The following is a 20,688-nucleotide window of genomic DNA, read 5'->3' as shown; positions in this document are numbered from 1 at the left end:
AGACCCCATGGCCGAGGAATACTACGACCCGAACGACAGGCCCTCCGGCGGCGCGCCGGCCGACGGATCCCCGACACCCCTGGCGGGCGGCCCCCTGAAGCCCGCGCCCCCGCACCCCAACGGACAGCCGTGGTCCGGGCCCCCTGCCCGGCCCGCGGGCAACCCGTACCAGCAGGACCAGGTCCCCGTCATGGACGGCAACGCGGCTCCGGCGCCCATCCCCACCGCGCCGGCCGGCGCGGACGCCACCGACCACGTCCGCATAGGACTGTGGGGCGCGCCGCGCTCCGGCAAGACCAGCTTCCTCGGCGCGCTGCCGATCGCGGCGATGCAGGCCCAGCGGCACGGGCAGGGCAGCTGGCGGATCAGCGGCATGAGCAGGGAGGCCAACAACTTCCTCAACGACAGCGTGACGCGGCTCTCGACCCGCCGGATCTTCCCTGAGGCGAGCGTGGGCCTGCGCAGCATGAGCTGGTCCGTCCAGGGGGAGGAACCTCCCCCGGGCGGCCTGCGCAGGCGCAGCCGCAGGGCCAGCTTCGTCCTGGACATCAACGACGCGGCGGGCGAGGTGTTCCAGGCGAACAACCCGCTGCACGAGGAGATCACCGACCAGCTCGCCCGCGCCCAGGGCCTGATCTACCTCTTCGACCCGCTGGGCGACAGGGAGTCGGCGACGGAGAGCTTCAACTTCTTCTACGCGACGCTCAACGAGCTGAACGCCAGGGTCCGGGACAGGCGGGGGCACCACGACAACAGACTCCCGCACCACGTCTCCGTGTGCGTCGCCAAGTTCGACCACCCCGCCCTCTTCGAGCCCGCCATGCGGGCGGGCTGGGTCACCCAGGACTCCGTGGGATCCCGGCTGCCCCGCGTGCCCGCGCACCTCAGCGCCCGCTTCTTCCAGTGGCTGTGCGAGGACTTCCGGGGGGCCACCGCCCGGATGGTGCGGGACGGTCTGGCCACCTTCTTCCACCCCGACCGGATCACCTACTACGCGACCTCGGCCATCGGGTACCGGCTCAACCCGCAGCACATCTTCGACTACAACAACTACGCCAACGTGGAGGAGGTCGAGGGCCGCCCCCGGATCTGCACCTCCCCCGAGCCCATCAACGTCCTGGAGCCGCTGATCGACCTGGAGCGCAGGATCCACGCCAGGCCGGGCCTCTTCGGGACGAAGCGGAGCGGTCAGTGAGCGACGGTCCCGAAACCCACCGGCTGTCCGCCGACTGGTCGGTGGTGGGCAAGTACCCGGGGCGGACCATGGGGTACGAGGTCCTGCGCGGCAGCCTGCCGTCCGACCGGGCCGAGCGCTACTACTGGGGCGCGGCCACCGGCACCCCCGACGACCTGGAGGCCGACGGCGGACTGCCCTGGCGGGTGTTCCTCAGCGGCGTGCCGGGCGAGAGCCGCTCCGCCTGCGCCCTGGTCGAGACGACCTGGGACGGCAGCGCCGACGGCACCGGCGCCCCCAGCTACACCTGGCGCCTGCTCGTCGTGGACTGGATCCCCGCGAGCACCGCCCGGCTGACGTGGACCGCACTGGACCGGGCCGCCCCCCGTACACAGCCGGACCAGGCGGAGACCGCCGTGGCCGTCGACGCCGCCCGGACCACGGCCGGCGAACTCGCCGACGCCGTCGACCGGCTGGGCTTCGACTGGGCGGCCGGGATCGCCGCCCTGCTGCTGGAAGGCCGGCAGGTGGCGATCGTGCCGGCCCCCGGTGCCCGGCTCCCCGACACCGACGACCGGGTCCTGATCCTCGACGCCGTCTGCTCGCTCCTGCCGTACGGGTGCCGCGCCTGGCTGAGCGCGGCCACCTGGACCGGCCAGTCCGAGCACCGTCTGATGCTGGTCTTCGCGACCGCCGCGCGGACCGGCCAGGCCGAAGCCCGCCTGGGCGCGGGCGCCGCGGGCGGCCCCCCGTCGGAGCCGCAGACCGCCGTCGGGCGCGAGTACCTGAACGAGCTGCTGCGGCTCCGGGCCCGGCGGGAGTCCACCGCCGAACTCGTCAAGCACCTCCTGCGCGCCGGCGACGCCATCTCTTCCCAGGACCCGAAGGCCGCCCTGCGGGCGCTGCGCGAGGCGGACCTGCTGGACAGCGTGCTCACGGAGATCGGCCAGGGCGGCGGCGAACTCGTCGACGTGATGCGGGTGCTGGACACGTACGCGCCGAACGGCCTGACCGAGCGGCAGCTGGGAATGCTCCTGGCCTTCCTCGCCCGCCACGCGCCGGGAGAGGTGCTGCTGCGGTACTGGAGCCCACTGACCCCGCGGCTGCTCGCCGAGGACGTCCTGGCCGCGAGGGCGTCGCAGGCCACCTTCACCCGCGCCACGGACTACCTGAGGGTGGTGCGCGGCCTGGAGGCGTACCACCCGGGCGCGTTCGACGAGCTGTTCACGGCCATGGCGACGGCGCCGGGCCAGGAGCCCGGCTGGGTGGCCGCGCTCGTCTACCGGACGGAGCACGAGCTCGGGCACACCTCGGAAGCCGCCGACCGGGTGCTGATCGGCTCGCGCGAGGCGCGGGACGCCTGGCTGCGCACGCTCCTGAAGGACCGCAGCCACGACCTCTCGCCGCTCCACCGGATCGTCCGGTCGGCCCTGCGGGACGGGGGGAACGCCCCTGCCGGATGGCTGCGGTTCGCCGCGGTGCTCACCGGTGACCTGCGCGCCGGGCAGGTGGTGGCGTCCGACGTCAGCGAGTTCACCGACGCGGGTGAGGACGCCTGGCGGATCGCGCTGGACGCCGCCGCGCGCAACGGCACGCCGGCCGTGGTGGGCCTCATGTGGCCGCGCCTGCGCGAGGTCGCGGTGAGGACGGCCCCGCTCCAGCTGCTCACGGAGCTGAACAGGGTCGCCGCACCGGGTGGGCCCGGACTCGATCCTCAGGTGGCCGCCGACGCGGACCTGCTGTGCGCGATCGCCGGCGCCACCGTGCACGACGGCCACCGACCGGTCCCGACGATGCCCCGGCTCCGGGAGCTCACCGCCCCCGGCGCCGCCCGGCCCTACGCGTCCGCCGTGATCCAGCGGATCGACGCCGATCCCGACCTCAAGAGGCTCGCGGTCGAGGCGCTGCTGGGCGACAGGCCCGACCCCGCCTCGTGGACCGTGCTGACCCAGCTGATGAAGCAACGCCCCAGCACCGAGGAGGTCGTCTGCGACAGCCTGGAACGGCGGCTCGCCGAGGACCCCGGCCTGTGGATCGACGTACTGCCCGAGGAGCTGGTGACGGCCTTCGGCCGCCGGCAGCGGCTGGGCTGGCTGCGTCCCGTCTGGAAGCTGCGCAAGGCCGTCCTCGCCGGTGAGGACCTCGATCAACTGGCCAGGGTCATCGTCGAGGCCTGTCCCGACCGGCAGTTCTCCCCGCCGCTGCTGGTCGAGCTCGTTCCCCTGCTGTACAGCCGGGGAGCCCACGCCGTGTACGAGCTCGGATGCGAGCTGGACCTACGGGCGCCCGGACTGGGCATGGCCATGTACCGGGAACTCGGGCGGAGCGAGTGGGCCCGGGACCTGTGCGAGCAGCTGCGCCAATTCAGCTACGGGGAGATGGAGCGCCACCATCGGATCCTCAAGCGGCTGGGTGGCACCCGCCGGGATGCCCAGCCGCCTGCGCCCCCGTTCCCGCCCCCGGACCTTCCACGTCCGGCACCGCCGTCGCACCACGAGCCCGATCCGTGGCAGGCACCGCAGGAGAAGCGGGGAAGGCTGCGAGGCCTGTTCCCCTGGGGGAACCCATGACCGCCGCCTTCACCTCGGCCGTCGCCGTCGACGCGGGCTCCCGTTTCACGCGCATCGCCGTGCTCGGCGCCGACGGTTCCCCGGTACTGGCCCGGCTGTCCGGCTCCGTACCCGGCGAGGGCGTGCCCGTACCGCGGGAGACGGGCGCCCGCGGCGCCGCTCTGCGGGCGGCCTACGGGGAGTACTGCGGGAGCCATGGAATCCCCGACCGGGTGGTGCTGGTCGTACGGGAGCAGGACCGTGCCGGGGCCGCGGACCGGGCGGCCGACGCGCTGAGCGCCGTCCACGGCACGCGCCCGGCACCGCGGATCCGGGTCCTGGGCACGCCGCACGCGGTGCTGGCGCTGCTCCGGCACGCGGGCGCGCCGCCCTCGGAGCGGTACGCCGTCTGCGAGCTCGGCGCGAGCGCGGCGGAGGTGTCGGTGTGCGCCCCGGTCTCCGGCACCGTGGCCGTCACCGGCCGGGCGTGGCACGCTCCCGCCGACGGCTACGGAGCCGGACTCGACCGGGCGCTGCTCGCCGCCGTCGGGATGCCGGACGACGCGGCGGGACTGCGGGCGCTGGCCGGGGCCCGGGGGGAGACGGGCGCCGCGGAGCGGCTCGGCATCGCCCTGCGCCGCGCGGACAGCCATCGCGGCCCGTACTACGACACGGCCGTCCACCGGGTGGACGGGCGGGAGATCACCGCGGGCGTGGTGCTCCAGGCCCTCGGACGGCTCACGGAAGGACTCGACCGGGTGCTCGACGAGGCCCTGGGCGGTGCGCCGGCCCCGCCGGTGGTCGCGGTGGGGGGCGCGGCCCGGTTCGGCCCGCTGGCCGGGCACCTCGCCGCCCGGCACGGGCCGCTCGTGGCGCTGCCCGGTGACACGGACCCCGCCCTCGCCGCCGTCTTCGGCGCCGCGCTGGTCGCCGCCGGCCGGGCCGACCCGGGCGACCGCTACCCGCACGCCGTCTGCGTGGGTACCCACCGCGTCGTCGGCGGCGCTCCGCGGTCGCAGGAGCTGGTGATCAGCCCTGCCGGAGTGCTGGAACCCGGCGGCGCCACCGTCTTCGCCGAGACGGGCGGACACCGCGTCCCGGTGGCCGCGGGGACGGCGTCCCCCGCCGGTCCCGCGCCGCCCGTACGGGTGCGGGTGCGTGACGCCCGCGGTGAGCGCTCCGAGGCCGTGGGCACCCTGACCCTCCCCCCGGGAGGCGCGGGCGACCGCTTCCACGTGGGAGTACGCATCGCCGTCGACGGTACGGCCCATCTCGTGCTGCACCCGCTGGGCTCCGCGGCGCCCGGCGAATTCCCCCTCGGCACCCTGCCGACCGACCTCAAGGGAGCAGGTCCGTGAAGCACCCCACCCCGCCACGGGCACCCCGGTTCGCGCGCGTCGCGCGGGTCGGCGCCGCTCTGGTGACCGCCGTCCTGCTGGCCGCCCCGCCGGCGGCCGCACGGGCGACGACCACCGACCCGGCCCCCTCCCGCTCGGAGGTCTACCAGGCCCTCGGGCTGAACGACCAGCCCGCCGACTACGTCGTCCTCGTCGACACCTCCGGGTCGATGAACCAGGACGGCCGCTACGACACGGTCCGTTCGACCCTCGGCAGCTTCCTGAACGGCATGTCACCCAAGGACCACGTCGCGCTGTTCACCTTCGACTCCCGTCCGCAGCCGCGCTACATCGGCTCGGCCGGCGACAGCGCCGCGATCACGGCCAGGCTGCCCGCCGCACCCGACCCCGCCGGGGACACCGACATCGGCGCGGCGCTCGACGCGGCACTGACCGAACTGGAACGCGATCAGGCCTCGGCGGTCGCCTCCGTGGTGCTGCTCACCGACGGCGAGCACCATCCCGTCGCCGGCTCCGGCTACCCCGATTCCACCGGCCCCGCCTGGACCGCGCTGCGCGGGCGCGCGCAGGCCCTCGCCGGACGCACCGAACTGGCCGGGTACGCGCTGCCGCTGGGCAACGGAGCGACGGGCGCGGGCCTGCTGGGCGACGTCGTGAAGAACACCACCGTCCTGCGCCCCGAGAGCATCCAGGACCTCGGCTCGTACCTGGCCCGGGCCGGGGAACGCACCCAGACCCGCAAGGCGCAGCTGCTGCTGGCCGGGGACGTCGGGCAGGGGGTGACCGCGGAGTGGCAGGACGCCGGGCGCAGCGATCTCACGGACGGGTCGGCGACCGCGAAGCTCACGCTCCGCTCGACCTCCCGGCACGTCCCCCTGACGGTCACCGGCGCGAGCGCCTCGGTCGGCGATCCGTCCGTCACGCTGGACGGGCTGCCGGGGCAACTGACCCTCCAGCCGGGCGAGTCCCGGTCCTTCGACGTACGGCTGAGGGGCCGGCTGTCGGCGGGTCCCCTGCCGTACCGCCGGGTGAAGGACGCCGACACCACGCTGAAGCTGTCCGGCCGGGTGACCTCCCCGTGGGAGCAGGCGCTCGCCCCGGACGTACGGCTGAACGTTCCCCAGCAGGTGCGCGTCACGCGGGCGGCGGTGCCGCTGCGGGCCACGGTGGGGTCGGCGGCCTTCCTGCCCGGGGTGCTGGGCGGTGCCGCGCTGGTGCTGCTGGCCGGCTGGCTGTACTGGCGCAGGATCCACCGGCCGCCCCTGCGGGGCGAGCTGCTGCTGACCCGGGTGTTCGGCGACGCGTTCACCGACCGCGTCGCGCTGACCGGCCGCGCGGTGACGCTGCGTCCCCCGTCGGTCGGCGGCCGGGGCCGCGTCCACGGCCGGCGCCGGTCGACCGACACCGGGCCCAGGATCGACCTGCTGATCCGCTACACGCCGGACGGCTCCACCGCCCGGGAGGCCACCGCGACCTGTCTCCCCGACCAGGAGGTCGTCGTCAACGGGGTCTCGTTCACCTACGTGTCCGGGCGCTTCGCGTCCGGCCCGTCCGACACCCTCATCGGCGGGCCGCGATGAACGCCGCCACACCGACGCTGAACGTCGCCGCGACCCGGGTCGGCACGCAGGCGCTGGGGCCGGGCCTGCGGTCGGTGCTCTGGGTGCAGGGATGCCCCTTCCGCTGCGCCGGCTGCATGTCGCCCGACTGGATACCCGAGCGGCCGGCCCGGTCGGCCGAACCAGCGTCCCTGGCAGCCGAGTTGCTGAGCGATCCGCGGGTGGACGGCCTGACCTTCTCGGGCGGTGAGCCGATGCTGCAGGCGGCCGGACTCGCCGAGGTGGCACGGCTGGCCCGGGAGGACCGCGAGCTCTCCGTGATCTGCTTCACCGGCTACCGGCTCGAACGCCTCCGTGCCGCGCCGCCGTCCCCGGGGGTCCCCGCGCTGCTGTCCGCGGTCGACGTACTGATCGACGGCCGGTACGTGGCGGAGCTGGACGACGGCCGCGGACTGCGCGGCAGCGCCAACCAGCGGATCCACCACCTCACCCGGCGGCTGGCGGACTGCGGTTACGACTTCGCCCGCCGCCCCAGGACGGCCGAGATCGCCATCAGCGGCCCGGAGGCCCTGCTCGTCGGCGTACCGCCGGCCGGGCTGCTGGCCGCCTTCGACGCCGCCGTCGACTCCGTCCGATCCGACACGCCCACCGGAAGGGAACTGCCCCATGAGCGGTAGGAAGCGCATCCAGGTCGACGAGTCCGAGTGGTACCGCCTCCAGCGCAACGCGCAGAAGCTGAAGGAGGTGCAGCGCAACCTGCCCCGGCTGATCGACGACGTCCGCAAGCAGACCCGCGCCGACATCGACCGCACCTTCGGCAGGGTCGAGGAGCGCCAGCGCCGGCACGAGGAAGTGGTGCGCGGCCTCAGCGCGCAGACCCGGCAGCTGGAGGCCGACACCTCGCGACGGCTCCAGGAGCAGGCCCGGGACCTGCACCGGACCCTCGACGAGACCGCGGGCCGCATCCGGGAGGAGTCCCGCCGCGAGCTGGCCGCACACCAGGAGGCCGTACGCCGGGAGATCGCCGCGGAGCGCGCCGAACGCCGTGCCGAGACGGCCCGGCTGTCCGGGGAGATCGACGTGATGAAGCAGGACCGGGCACGGGCCGAGGAGACCGTCCGCTCCTGGCTCTCCGACAGCCGGGCCATGGCCGGTCTGATCGAGGGGTCGCTGCCGCACGAGCGCTACGCCCCCGGAGAACTGGACCGGCTGACGCGACGGCTGGCCACCGCCGAGCAGAACACGGCGGGCGGCCGCTTCGACGCGGCCCTGGCCGTGGCGCAGGAGACGTACCACTCGCTCAGCGAACTGCGGCTGGAGATCGAGCAGCGCGAGCTGGACCGGTCCTGGGCCCAGACCGCCGCCGTGGAGGCCCTGGTGCGGATCGAGAAGCTGATCGAGGGCAACCGGGAACGCCCCGTCCTCGGTCCGGACGGCCAACCCCTGGCCGGGTACACGCTCGACGTCGTCTACTGGTCGGCCGGGGAACTCGACGAGCTGGGCCGGGAGACGGAGCGGGCACTGTCGCTCGCCCGCGACGACGGGACCGACACCGGCGAACTGCACGCGCTGCGGGAGCGGGCGCCGGAGCTCGAAGGCGCACTGGGAGACACCGTGGAACGGGCCGGCATGCGCCAGCTGGCCTCGCAGATCCGGGTGAACCTCGCCGACGCCGTCGCCCAGACCCTCAGTGACTACGCCTACTACGACCTCGTCGACGGAGAGTACGAGGACGCCGACCCCCGGGGCGCCTACTACGCCAAACTCCGCCACGACAACGGCAACGAGATCGTCCTGGACATCTCGCAGGCCGTCCAGGACGACGGGGAATGCGTCATCCGGGTGCACTCCTACGACCACGACACCACCGCCGAGGCCGATCTCACCGCCCGGGCCCGGGCGATCGGACAGGGGCTTGCGGCGGAGGGCCTGCGGGTGTCGGAGCCGGTGGGAGAGAAGGGCGACCCGGACCCGCTGCTGCGCGACATCGAACGTCACCGCACCCGGCAGCGGCCCCGGCCCGGGTCGGCATGACCGGCGCCGCGACGCCGCCCGCGGCCGGGCCGGGCGTGGAACGGTTCCCGGCCTCCGTGCTGCGCGGCGGTGAACCGTTCGCCGTCCTCTACGGCCCCGGCGTGGACGACGTCTTCGTCGACGGCACCCACCAGGTGCGCACCCTGGAGGAAACCCTGTGGCGGCTGCTGCGCGCCGAGGGCTACGAGCGGATCGTCTTCAGTTCCCTGCAGGATCCCGTCTACTTCCGCGACGACGCCTCCCGGGGCCTGTCCCGCAGCGCTCCCGCGCCGCGCCGGGCGCCGCGCACCATGCGCCACTCGCAGCTCAAGGGCCCGCTCGGCGGCATGCTGGTGTCCGGCCTCGGCCCGCGCGGTGCCGCCGGGGAGCAGCGGGAGGCCCCGGCCGGGGGCGGCGCGGGCGGCGCCGGGCCCGCACCGTCGGCGATGGGCGTCTCCGATCCGTTCGGGGTGATGACGCTCGCCGGGCACCTGCGGCAGCGCGGGCACCGGACCGCCGTGGTGTTCCCGTATGCCGAGGAGGTCCTGCGCCATCACAGCGCGGCGCGGCAGCTGGCCCACGCCATGGCGGACTGGTCCCAGCAGAGCGACGGCCGCAACCTCTGGGTGCTGGTCTTCCGCAGGCCCACCCTGGAGGGAGTGGCCGGGTTCGTCGAGGGACAGGGAGGCTATCCGCTGCTGGAGACCTTCGTGCGCCAGCAAATGGACACTCCGGGGCGTCCCGGTACGGCCCGGATCGGATTCCCGCAGGCGGCCGAGGTGGAACGGCTGATCCACGCGACGCGGCTGCGGGAAGGGCTGCGGATCGGCGACTGGCGGGAACTGGCCCCGATCGTGCGGGCCATGGCCGGACAGCCCTGGAAGGCCCGGACCTGGCGCACCGAGCTGGTCCGCCTGGCCCGGCAGGGCGGCACGCTCGACGCCGAAGCCGTCCGGGGCTGGGTCGAGGGTGCCGATACCGACCCCCGCCCGGCCTGGGAGCGGCTCGCCGCCATGCCGGGGCTGGACGCGGTCAAAGCGCACTTCGAGCAACTCCGGGCCCAGGTGGAGACCGCCGCGGCGCTCCGGGCCGCAGGTCACACCGGCGTGGCCGAACCCCCCTCCTTCCACCTGGTGTTCGCCGGCAATCCCGGGACCGGGAAGACCACCGTGGCCCGGCTGGCCGGTGAGATCTACCGGGACCTGGGCCTGCTGAGCCGGGGCCACGTCGTCGAGGCGAAGGTCCGGGACCTCGTCGCCGGATACGTCGGTCAGACGGCCGCACTGACCGACGAGGCGGTGGAACGGGCCCTGGACGGAGTGCTCTTCATCGACGAGGCGTACGGACTCAGCGACCAGGGCGACGGGTTCGGGAACGAGGCGATCCAGACGCTCGTCAGCCGCATGGAGAACGACCGCGGCAGACTGGCCGTCATCGCGGCCGGATACCCGGACAAGATGCAGGAGTTCCTGAACTCCAACCCGGGTATGCCGAGCCGGTGGACCGTCCTGGACTTCTCCGACTATCCCCCCGAGACCCTGATCGCGATCCTCCTCGGGCGGCTCACCGCGCGCGGTCCGCGCCTGAGCCCCGAGGCCGAGGAGCAGCTGACACGGATCGTCGCCGGGATGCACCGGACCCGGGACGCGACGTTCGGCAACGCGCGGGACATGCGGACCCTCGCGGACGGCATCTACACGCGGTGGTCCGCCCGCGTCCGCCGCCACGTCCACCGGCCGGTCGTACCCGAGGACATCCCGGAGACCTACCGGGCGCACCTGACCCCGCCGGCCCCCGACCCCGTGGCCCTGCTGGCGGAACTCGACCGCTACGTGGGACTGGGCCCGGTCAGGGAACACCTCACGCAGCTGGCCAACCGGCTGCGGCTGCGCCAGGCCAAGGGGGGAGGCGGGTTCGCGGCGCCGCACCTGCTGTTCACCGGACCGCCGGGGACGGGGAAGACCACGGTGGCCCGGCTGGTCGGCAGGATGTTCCGGGACCTCGGCCTGCTGCGCAAGGGGCACGTGCTGGAGGTCACCCGCGCCGAACTCGTGGGCGTCCACATCGGGGAGACCGCCCCCAAGGTGCAGAAGGCCGTGCGGGACGCGCTGGACGGCGTCCTGTTCCTCGACGAGGCCTACAGCCTGGCCCGCGACACCTCGTACGGGGGCTACGGGGCCGAGGCCATCGACACCCTGACCCGGGAGATGGAGCACTGGCGGGGCCGTCTGGTCGTGATCGCCGCGGGCTACCCGCGGGAGATGGCGGAGTTCCTCGACTCCAACTCCGGGCTGAAGTCCCGGTTCACGGAACCGATCCCGTTCCCCCCGTACTCCACCGCCGACCTGGTGGAGATCCTGCGCCGGTCGGCCGCCGCCGAGGGTTACACCCTGGGGACGGGCGTGGCGGACCGGGCCGCGCTCTGGCTGGAGCGCAAGCGCGCGGCCGATCCGGCCGGATTCGGCAACGCCCGGACGGTCCGCGGGCTGCTGGAGGACATGGAAGGCGCGATGGCGGCCCGGTTCGCGGTGCACGGCTGGCCGCGGGGACCCGGTTCCGGCCCCGGCCCCGACCCCGTCGTCCCCCTGGAGTTCGAACCGGCGGACGTCCCGGATCCGGCGGTGGGCGGCCCGGTCACCGGATGACCGAACGCCCCTCCGCGTCCTGGGAGTCACGTGCTTCCAGGACGCGGCCCAGCGCCCGGTCCGCCTCCCCGAGCCGCCGCTCGATGTCCGCCACGGTGGCCTCCACCTGCTCCAGCGAAGCCGTCTCCGGCCCCGCGCCCCCGGATCCCGCCGGGGCGAGGAGGGCCCGCGCGAGGTCGCGGTTGGCCTCGGCGTAGAGCCTCAACGACACCAGCTGTGCGCCCCGTTCGGCCCGGACCCGCTCCAGGAGCTCCTGCCCGGACGCGAGCGCCGCCGCGCCCTCGTCATGCTCGCGCTCCTCGACCGCCAGCGCGCTCTGCACCGCCGCGGCCCGTTCGAGCACCTGCCTGGTCTGCGGACCCAGGGCGGCCAGCTGGTCGTCCGAGAGGCGGATCAGCGCGTCGCCGCTCGTGCGCAGCGCGTCGTCGACCCCGGCGTCCCGGCCGCGCAGCGCGGCCAGCCGCTCCCCGATGACCTGCTGCTGCTCCCGGAGCGCGTCCAGCGCGACGACCAGCCGTTCCAGCCGGCGCAGTTCGTCCACCTGGCGGCGCAGCTCCCCGTGCTGCTCCAGCCGGGTGCGCAGGGCCTCCTGCGTTGCCACGAGCTTCTCCAGCTCGGCCCGTTCCTCCGCGACGCGCTCGGTCACCTCGGCGAGCCGGCGCACCAGCGCGTCCGTACCGCCGCCCACCCGGTCCCCGGGCATCGCGGCGGCCAGCAGCGCGGGCAGCGCCCCCTCCAGTTCGCGGCCGTGCTCCAGCGCGTCGTCCAACGCGTACAGGGCCCCGAGCGCGCGGGCGCCGCCGGCGTCGGCGCCCACCCGGCACACCGCCGCCGCGGCCCACCGGAAGGCGCAGCCCAGCACGCGCAGAGCGGCTTCCACGTCGTCGACGCCGGTGGCGCCCAGCGTGTCGGCTATCTCTCGTCTGGCGTCGTCCATGGCGATCACCGTATCGCCGTGAACGCGCCCGCGACCGGCACTTGCGCGACTACTCTTCCCGGAGCGGTTCCACAGCGATTAATTCGGGGGACTCATGGCCGAGTTGGTGCGATTCGACGGTCCTGACGGAACATCACTCTTCGTCGAGGTGGAGGAGGACTCGCCCGGTCTGGAACGGATCTCCCGGGACTCCGGCGGTGTGGTGCGGGCGGGCCGCCGGCTGGAGGACGCCCTGACGGCGGTCCGCCCCGCGATCCGCTCGGTGGTCGAGTCCGTGAGGGCCCTCGCGCCGGACGAGTACGAGGTCGAGTTCGGGATGAAACTCAACGCGGAGTCCGGAGTGGTGATCGCCAAGACGGCGATGGAGGGACACTTCAGCGTCAGGATCCACTGGAGCCGGTCCACCGACGGCCCCGCGGACTGACCCCGTTGTCCGCCGCCCGAGAGCGCCCGCCCTGGCTGGTGAGCATCCGCCGCTCCCCGGGGGAGAACCCGGTCGGGGCCGGGCTGCTGGTCGGCCCGCGGCACGTCCTGACCTGCGCCCACGTCGTACGGGCCGGGACGGCGCTCGGGATGCCGACGGAACCGGTCTACGTGGAGTTCCAGTACGCCGAGGCGCACGAGCCCCTGCCCGCCACCGTCGTACCCGGCGGCTGGCACCCGGCCACCGGCACCGACACCGGGGACGTCGCCGTCCTCGAACTCGGCTCGCCGCCGCCCCCGGAGGCCGTCCCCGCCCCCCTGCGGACCACGGACTCCGGCACCTGGGACCACCAGTTCCGCGCGTACGGCTACCCCCGCGAGCACCCCCGCCAGGGGGTACCCGTACGGGGCGAGATCATCGGCCACGCCGGCAGCGAGTGGCTCCAGGTGGAGGCCAGCCCCCACACCGGCTGGGCCCTGGAACAGGGCTTCTCGGGCTCCCCCGTCTGGGACGTGCACAGCGAGGGCGTCATCGGCATGCTCGTCGCCCGCGACTCCGTGACCAAGGTCGACCGGCGCACGGCGTACGCGATCAGGGTCGAGACGCTCGTCCGCTACTGGCCCGCACTGGGCGCGCACGTCCGCGCTGCCACGACGCGAGAGGTGCGGGAGCGGCTGGAGAGCCTGCTGTGGCTCCCGCTGACCGAAGACGGCGAGATCGCCCGCGTCGACCAGGTGGATCCGCACGACATAGGAGTCTCCCGCTCCAAGTACAGCGGCCGGCCCGGGGCCTCGCCGTACGTGCCCCGCCGTCCACAGGACGACCTCCTCGACACCGCCCTGGAGCAGTCGCGCTTCGTCCTGCTGGCCGGGCAGTCCAAGGCCGGCAAGTCGCGCACCCTGTACGAGGCGCTGCTGCGCACGCAGCCCGGAGCCCGCCTGATCGTCCCGCGCCCGGACGCCACGGACCGCCGGATCCTCGACGACCTCAGCCGGACCGCTCTGCCGCTCGGCCGGGACCGCGCCGTCCTCTGGCTGGACGACCTCCACCGCTACCTCCGGCCCGGCGGCCTGGACCTGCAGATCCTCGACCGGCTGACCCGGCGGCACCCGGCCGTCACCGTCGTCGCCACCATCCCGGCCAAACAGCGGGCCGCCCTCACCGGCATGGAGAACGACATCGGCCGTGTCGCCCGCACGGTCCTCGGCAAGGCGCACACCGTCGAACTGCCGGCGCTCCTGACGGAGCAGGACGCCGCCGCGGCACGGGAGCTCTACCCCCGCGAGGACTTCGCCGCGAGGGGCATCGGCGAGCACATGGTCGCCGCCCCCCGGCTGGAACAGCGCCTGCGCGACGGTGCGGAGACCTGCCCCGAGGGATGGGCGCTCGTGAAGGCGGCGGCCGACTGGCACCGGATGGGCATGACCGGACCGGTCCCCGAAACCGCCCTCCTGGACCTCTTCCGCTCCTACATGTCCACCCACTACCTGCGGTTCGACGCCGACGAGACCCACTACCGGACCGGCCTGGCCTGGGCCGGGGAGCCCGTGGCCGGGGCCATCGCCCTCCTGTACCGGGTACCGGGGCCGCGGGACCGGCCCGCGTACACCGGATTCCCCTACACCTCGGAGTACCTGGACACCCGTCTCGACGACCCCTCCGCCGCGGTACCCCGCATCGCCTGGGACTACCTCGCCGAGCACCGCACGCCCACCGAGCTGGTGCCGATCGCCTACGCGGCGCTGGTCCGGGAGGAGCCCGACGTGGCCGAGCGACTGCTGCGCCGGATCGCGCGGGCGCCCGGTGACCGGGACGGCTCGGCCTGGGCCTCACTGATGCTCGGGCAGATGTCCCTCGTCCGCGGGAACGTGGACGAGGCCCTGGAACTGCTGGACGCGGCGGCCTCCTCCCGGACGGAGAACGTCGCCCCGCTGGCGCAGGTCGAACTGGCCGCGGCACTCGTGATCAACGGCGACCGGACGCGCTCCAGGAGGCTCCTGGAGAGCGCCGTCGCCTCCACCGACCCGCAGATCTCCCGGCTGGCCCAGGTGGGCCTGGCCCGCCTCCTGGTCCTGCAGGGCGAGAGCGAACGGGCCGAACGGCTGCTGGAGGCCGTCCTCGCGTCCGGCGACACGGAAGCCGAGTACCTGGCCGGCGCCCAACTGGTCCGCACGCTGACCGACGGCGACCCGGCCGGCGTGCGCACCGGCCGGGAGCCGGGCACCGAACTCGGCAAACCCGCGACCGGCCTCGGCGCCGCCCGCGGCCCCGGCCGGCCGGAGCCGGCCGAGCGGCCGTGGACCCTGCCCCGCATGATGGGCGACACGGTCGCGGTCCAGATCACCTCCGCGGCCCGCGCGAACCTCGGCGGAGTACTGGTCCACCAGGGCAAGCTGGACCGGGCCGAGGCCCTGCTGCGCTCGGTGGCGGACAGCGGACAGGCGCACGTCGTGCCCTGGGCCCAGGTGAGCCTGGGAGACCTCCTCACCCTCCAGGAGAGGTACGGCGAGGCCAGGCAGGTACTGGAGGCCGCGATCGCCTCCGGACACCCCTTCGTGCTCCCGATCGCACGGGTCGGCCTGGCCGTCGTCCTGCTCGGAGGGGACGAGGAGGAGCGGGGAGTGGCCATCCTCCGGGAGGTGGCCGAATCCGGACGTCCCGACCAGGGCAACCGGGCGGCCTGCGCACTCGGCGAATGGCACGCCGCGCTCGGCGACACCGAGACCGCTGGGGAGTGGCTGGACCGGGCGATCGCCTCCGGTCACCCGGAGTGGGCGCCGCCGGCCCGCGTCGCCCTCGCCGTCATGCTCGCGGGGGAGGAGGGCGGGGCGGGCCGGGCGCGGGCGCTGCTGGCCGAGACGATCACCTCCGGGCACCCCCATCAGGGCCCGCGCGCCGCCGATCTCCTCGGCGACCTCCTCGTCCGCGAGGGCCACCCCCGGGAGGCGGAGGAGGCCTACCGCACCGCGATCGATTCCGGACACTGGTACTGGGCGCCGCCGGCCCGCGTCGGCCTGGCCGTCATGCTCGCGGGGGAGGAGGGCGGGGCGGGCCGGGCGCGGGCGCTGCTGGCCGAGGCGAGCGCCTCCGGGCACCCCCATGAGGGTCCGCGCGCCGCCGATCTCCTCGGCGACCTCCTCGTCCGCGAGGGCCACTTCCGGGAAGCGGAGGAGGCCTACCGCACCGCGATCGATTCCGGACACCCCCACTGGTCCCTGATCGCCCGCTACGACCTCGCCGTCATGCTCGCCGACCAGGAGGACCTCCCGCGCGCCGAGAGCCTGCTGCGCGTGCTGGCCGAATCCGAGGAGGAGACGGCGGCGTCGTGGGGGAGGGCCCTGCTCGGCATGGTGCTCATCCGCGCCGGGCGCAGGCCCGAGGGGATCGGACACCTGCGGGCCGCGGGCGACGCGGGCGTGCACCCCGCCTCCCCCATGGCCCGGTTCCAGCTGGCCAAGTGCCTGGCCGAGGACGGGGACGACGACGGCGCCGAGGAGCTCCTGCGGTCCGTGGTCGAGGACGAGCCCTCGGACGTCACCGAGGCGGCCAAGGCCTCGCTCTGCGTACTGCTGCTGCGCCGCGGCGACGGCGAGGCCGCCGAGGGGCTCCTGATGGGGGTGGAGACCTCGGGCGATGCCGGGGCGATCGCCCTGGCCTACCTCGGCACCGGCGAGTACCTGCTGGACGTGGGGGAGGTCATCGCGGCCGGCGACCTCCTCGAAGCCGCGCTGGAGACCGGCGACCCGCAGACGGCGCCCCGCGCCGGAGCGCTGCTCGGCGTCGTACGGCGATCCATGGTCGACGCCGGGAACGCCGCGTGCGGGGAGGAGCTGGAGGAGGCCCGGCGGCTGCTCACGGACGCCCTCGCCACCGGGGAGCAGTCCGTCGAACCGCTCGCCCGCCGCTACCTGGGCAGCACCCTCTTCCGCCTCGGGCTGTACGCCGACGCCGAAAGCACGCTGCTGCCCCTCGCCCGGTCCGACGACACCGTCCACCGGCCACAGGCGCTGCTCCTCCTGGCCCAGGTCCTGGCGGTCGGCGACCGGCCGGAGGAGGCGTACCCCTGGTTCGAGCGGGCGATGGACTGCGGTGACCCGGAAACCGAGCCCGAGGCCCGGCGCCTCTACTGCGAGCTGCTGATGGGCGCCGGCCTGCACGAACGCGCCCGCGAGGTCCTGGCCCCGCTGGTGACCGACGGCGACACGGAGGAGGATCCGCTCCCCGAACCGCTCCCGGCGCGGCCCGCCGGGCGGCCCACGGAGCCCGGACCGCCCGGTCCCGCCGCGCATCCGCTTCCGGTCGGGGTGCTGGTGCTGCTCGGGGACGTCGCGGCGGCCGAGGGGGACGAACGGGAGGCCGGCTACTGGTACGGCCTGGCCGGACGGCCCCCGGCCGGGACGGGCCCGCCGTGACGCGGCCGGCCCGCAGCCGACATGGCTGCGGGCCGGTGCGCCTGTGCGGGCAGGCGCCTGTGCGGGCAGGTCGCCTACGCGGGCAGGTGCGCCTCGATCGCGGCGATGACTTCGGGCGCCTCGGGCTCGGTGCGCGGGCGGAAGCGCGCGACGACCTCGCCGGCCGGGGAGATGAGGAACTTCTCGAAGTTCCACTGGATGTCCCCGGCCTCGCCCTCGGCGTCCGGGGTCTGCACCAGCTCGCGGTACAGGGGGTGCCGGTTCTCGCCGTTGACCTCGGACTTCTCCAGCATCGGGAAGGTCACGCCGAAACCGGCCGCGCAGAAGGTCTGGATGTCCTCCGCGGTGCCCGGCTCCTGACCGCCGAACTGGTTGCAGGGCACACCGATGACGGTGAAGCCCTTCTCCGCGTACGCGAACTGCAGCCGGGCCAGCCCCGAGTACTGCGGGGTGAGCCCGCACTGGGAGGCGGTGTTCACGAGGAGGACGACCTTGCCCTTGTGGGCCGCGAGGCTGGTGGGCTCGTCGTCCAGGGTGGTCAGCGGGATGTCGTACAGGCTCATCGGGCTCTCCTCGGCAGGCAGGGGGAACAAGGAAGACAAAGGGACGGACGGAAGAACGGGCGGGCACGGGCCCGCGCCCTCCGAGCCTAGGCCCCCTCCGCCACCAGTTCGTCCGCCGGGTCGTTGACCGGCTGCGGCACGCCCGTGAGGTCCATGACGAACAGCGGTACCGCCAGCTCGTCCGCCCGGCTCCGGGCCTCCTCGGTGTAGCCGGCGAGGGAGAAGTAGACGCCGGTCGCGGCGGCCGTGAGGCCGTTCAGCCAGACGCACTCCACCGCCCGCAGCCCGACCGGGGCCGTGGTCGGGTCCACCTGCGCCACCACCCCCGGAGCCCGCAGGTCCGCCGCCGCGGAGGGGATCGGCACGCCGTCGGGCTGCCGCACGTCCCGGAAGCCGAGCCAGCGCAGGTACAGCGCGGCCGTCGCCACGGCGTCCCGGCCCGTACGGATGGTCACCGGCCGGAACGCCGGCCGCGCGACGGCACCCGTCATGGAGGCCGCCCCGGTGCCCGACCCGGCTTCCGTCCCTGGCGTCCCCGCATGCGGATCCGTCCCCGCCGGGCCCGTCCGGCTCCCCGCCCCCGCTGTCGCGGGACCCGCCGCGCCGGCGTTCCTGCCCGACGCCGCCCCCGGCGGCCGGACCGGGACCCGGACCACGGTCCCGCACGCCCCGCAGCCCAGCTCCGGCTGGGGCCACTCGCCCTCCCGTCCGCAGGCCCCGCACCGCACCACCACCCAGCTCTGCGACCAGGTGCGGTGCGTCAGCGGCCGGGGCTCCGCCGACGGATCCAGGGGAGGGGTCACGGGGTTTCCGCAGGCGCAGGGGAAGGAGGGCGCCGCGTAACCGTTCTCGCGCCCGCATCCCGGGCAGCGCATCCGTACCGCTTCCGTCATGAGACCCGGCCCCCTCCGTCGCCGTGCGTAGTCCCATGCTCCACCACCGGCGACCGCCCGGGCGGCCAGGGCGGCGGATTGCCGCCGGATCCGGCCGAAGGACCGGCCATTTGTGCAACTCACCGAACGGGATGCGCCTTTTGGTGGGTTCCGGGGTGCCCCACCGCCTTGACGTGCGCGAAGTGGCCGCTTAGCTTGTTCCGTATAGCAGAACAAAAATTCCGCATTACGGAAAAAGTCTGACCGCCGGACCCGCAGGAGAACTCGATGCCTCGTATGACAGCCGCCGCCGCTGCAGTGGAGATCCTCAAGCTCGAGGGTGTCGAACAAGCGTTCGGTGTCCCCGGTGCTGCGATCAACCCGTTCTACCGCGAGCTCAAGAACGTGGGCGGGATCGGCCACACGCTGGCCCGCCACGTCGAGGGCGCCTCGCACATGGCCGAGGGGTACACCCGTGCCAAGGCCGGCAACATCGGCGTCTGCATCGGCACCTCGGGTCCCGCCGGCACCGACATGATCACCGGCCTGTACTCGGCGATCGCCGACTCGATCCCGATCCTGTGCATCACCGGTCAGGCTCCGGTCTCGAAGCTCCACAAGGAGGACTTCCAGGCCGTCGACATCGCCTCGATCGCCAAGCCGGTCACCAAGAAGGCCACGACCGTCCTGGAGGCGGCCCAGGTTCCGGGCGTGTTCCAGGAGGCCTTCCACCTGATGCGCTCCGGCCGTCCGGGCCCGGTCCTGATCGACCTCCCGATCGACGTCCAGCTGACCGAGATCGAGTTCGACCCGGAGACCTACGCCCCGCTGCCGGTCTACAAGCCGCAGGCCACCCGCGCCCAGGCCGCCAAGGCCCTGCAGTTCCTGCTGGAGTCCGAGCGCCCGCTGATCGTCGCCGGTGGCGGCATCATCAACGCGGACGCCTCCGACCTGCTGGTCGAGTTCGCCGAGCTGGTCAACGTCCCCGTCATCTCCACCCTGATGGGCTGGGGCACCATCCCGGACGACCACGAGCTGGCCGCCGGCATGGTCGGCGTGCAGACCGCCCACCGCTACGGCAACGCCACGTTCCTGGAGTCGGACTTCGTCTTCGGCATCGGCAACCGCTGGGCCAACCGTCACACCGGTTACAACCTGGACGCCTACACCAAGGGCCGCAAGTTCGTCCACGTCGACATCGAGCCGACCCAGCTGGGCAAGATCTTCGCCCCGGACTTCGGCATCGCCTCCGACGCCAAGGCCGCGCTGGAGCTCTTCGTCGAGATCGCCAAGGAGCTCAAGGCCGAGGGCAAGCTGCCGGACTTCTCCGCCTGGGCCGCCTCCGCGCAGGAGCGCAAGGCCACCCTGCAGCGCCGCACGCACTTCGACAACATCCCCCTGAAGCCGCAGCGCGTCTACGAGGAGATGAACAAGGCGTTCGGCCCGGAGACCCGCTACGTCACCACCATCGGCCTCTCCCAGATCGCCGCCGCGCAGTTCCTGCACGTCTACAAGCCGCGCCACTGGGTCAACTGCGGCCAGGCCGGCCCGCTCGGCTGGACCATCCCGGCCGCCATCGGTGCCGCCACCGCGCAGCCGGAGACCCCGGTCGTCGCCCTCTCCGGCGACTACGACTTCCAGTTCATGATCGAGGAGCTGGCGGTCGCCGCCCAGCACAAGGTCCCCTACGTCCACGTCCTCGTGAACAACGCCTACCTGGGTCTGATCCGCCAGGCGCAGGGCGGCCTCGGCATCAACTTCGAGGTCAACCTCGAATTCGAGAACATCAACACCCCGGAGATCGGCGTCTACGGCGTCGACCACGTCAAGGTCGCCGAGGGCCTGGGCGTCAAGGCCATCCGCGTCACCGACCCGGACAAGCTGGGCGAGGCCTTCGAGGAGGCCAAGAAGCTGGCGCAGGAGTTCCAGGTCCCGGTCGTCGTCGAGGCCATCCTGGAGCGCATCACCAACATCGCGATGAGCAAGACCGTCGACATGAGCGACGTCACCGAGTTCGAGGAGCTGGCGACCGAGCCGGGCCACGCCCCGACCGCGATCCGCCCGCTGACCGTCTGACGGTCCGCGCCCCCGGCGCGGTGAACGCCGCGCCGGTACCGGTGTGACAGCACGGAACGGCCCCCGTACCTCCCTGGGGAGGTACGGGGGCCGTTCCGCGTGCCGT

General features: G+C 74.1%; 13 protein-coding genes. 10 read left to right on the top strand and 3 right to left on the bottom strand.

The genetic code is table 11. From position 1 onward, the window contains the following. Positions 1–7 precede the first annotated feature (7 nt). Genes OG295_RS06040 through OG295_RS06010 form a run of 7 tightly spaced genes read left to right on the top strand, consistent with a single transcriptional unit; the run spans position 8 to position 11,298 of the window. Positions 8–1,195 (top strand): hypothetical protein, encoded by a 1,188-nt coding sequence (locus tag OG295_RS06040; protein ID WP_371675908.1) that lies wholly within the window; start codon positions 8–10, stop codon positions 1,193–1,195. Beyond that, positions 1,192–3,744 carry a hypothetical protein gene (locus OG295_RS06035; RefSeq protein ID WP_371675907.1) on the top strand — a complete coding sequence of 851 codons (2,553 nt, stop codon included), beginning with the start codon at positions 1,192–1,194 and terminating at the stop codon, positions 3,742–3,744. Before OG295_RS06040 ends, OG295_RS06035 begins: the two co-directional genes overlap by 4 nt. After that, positions 3,741–5,081, top strand: coding sequence for a hypothetical protein (locus OG295_RS06030; protein ID WP_371675906.1), 1,341 nt, complete (start codon positions 3,741–3,743; stop codon positions 5,079–5,081). The genes OG295_RS06035 and OG295_RS06030 overlap by 4 nt, the downstream gene beginning before the upstream one ends. Next, a complete protein-coding gene (locus OG295_RS06025; RefSeq protein ID WP_371675905.1) occupies positions 5,078–6,661 on the top strand; it encodes a VWA domain-containing protein in 1,584 nt (527 codons plus the stop codon). The genes OG295_RS06030 and OG295_RS06025 overlap by 4 nt, the downstream gene beginning before the upstream one ends. Next, complete coding sequence (locus OG295_RS06020) at positions 6,658–7,317, top strand: 4Fe-4S single cluster domain-containing protein (RefSeq protein WP_371675904.1); 660 nt, start codon at positions 6,658–6,660, stop codon at positions 7,315–7,317. The genes OG295_RS06025 and OG295_RS06020 overlap by 4 nt, the downstream gene beginning before the upstream one ends. Next, a complete protein-coding gene (locus OG295_RS06015) occupies positions 7,307–8,674 on the top strand; it encodes a hypothetical protein (RefSeq protein WP_371675903.1) in 1,368 nt (455 codons plus the stop codon). Before OG295_RS06020 ends, OG295_RS06015 begins: the two co-directional genes overlap by 11 nt. Next, positions 8,671–11,298 carry an AAA family ATPase gene (locus OG295_RS06010; RefSeq protein WP_371675901.1) on the top strand — a complete coding sequence of 876 codons (2,628 nt, stop codon included), beginning with the start codon at positions 8,671–8,673 and terminating at the stop codon, positions 11,296–11,298. The genes OG295_RS06015 and OG295_RS06010 overlap by 4 nt, the downstream gene beginning before the upstream one ends. Here OG295_RS06010 and OG295_RS06005 read toward each other — a convergent pair. Beyond that, positions 11,288–12,235, bottom strand: a complete 948-nt coding sequence (locus tag OG295_RS06005) for a hypothetical protein (RefSeq protein WP_371675900.1) — start codon at positions 12,233–12,235, stop codon at positions 11,288–11,290. The genes OG295_RS06010 and OG295_RS06005 overlap by 11 nt on opposite strands. Positions 12,236–12,329: 94 nt before the next feature. Here OG295_RS06005 and OG295_RS06000 point away from each other — a divergent pair, with 94 nt between their 5' ends. Together OG295_RS06000 and OG295_RS05995 are read left to right on the top strand one after the other, a co-directional pair. Further along, complete coding sequence (locus tag OG295_RS06000; protein WP_371675899.1) at positions 12,330–12,659, top strand: CU044_2847 family protein; 330 nt, start codon at positions 12,330–12,332, stop codon at positions 12,657–12,659. 5 nt (positions 12,660–12,664) lie between these two features. After that, the gene (locus OG295_RS05995) at positions 12,665–17,071 is read left to right on the top strand and encodes a tetratricopeptide repeat protein (protein ID WP_371675898.1); all 4,407 of its coding nucleotides are present in this window, start codon (positions 12,665–12,667) and stop codon (positions 17,069–17,071) included. 74 nt (positions 17,072–17,145) lie between these two features. On the opposite strand, the gene OG295_RS05990 is transcribed toward OG295_RS05995, so the two are convergent. Both OG295_RS05990 and OG295_RS05985 read right to left on the bottom strand, forming a co-directional pair. Further along, a complete protein-coding gene (locus OG295_RS05990) occupies positions 17,146–17,634 on the bottom strand; it encodes a glutathione peroxidase (protein WP_371675897.1) in 489 nt (162 codons plus the stop codon). Positions 17,635–17,720: 86 nt separating this feature from the next. Beyond that, a complete protein-coding gene (locus OG295_RS05985; protein WP_371675896.1) occupies positions 17,721–18,527 on the bottom strand; it encodes a hypothetical protein in 807 nt (268 codons plus the stop codon). Between the two features lie 267 nt (positions 18,528–18,794). Between OG295_RS05985 and gcl the strand changes: the two genes are divergently transcribed. Continuing rightward, positions 18,795–20,582 (top strand): glyoxylate carboligase, encoded by a 1,788-nt coding sequence (gene gcl, locus OG295_RS05980; protein WP_371675895.1) that lies wholly within the window; start codon positions 18,795–18,797, stop codon positions 20,580–20,582. The last annotated feature ends 106 nt before the right edge of the window (positions 20,583–20,688 follow it).

This window comes from Streptomyces sp. NBC_01276 (assembly GCF_041435355.1).
In the GTDB taxonomy this organism is placed as follows: domain Bacteria; phylum Actinomycetota; class Actinomycetes; order Streptomycetales; family Streptomycetaceae; genus Streptomyces.
Note: the sequence above shows the minus strand (reverse complement) of the source record. Positions and strands in the feature narration are given on the sequence as shown.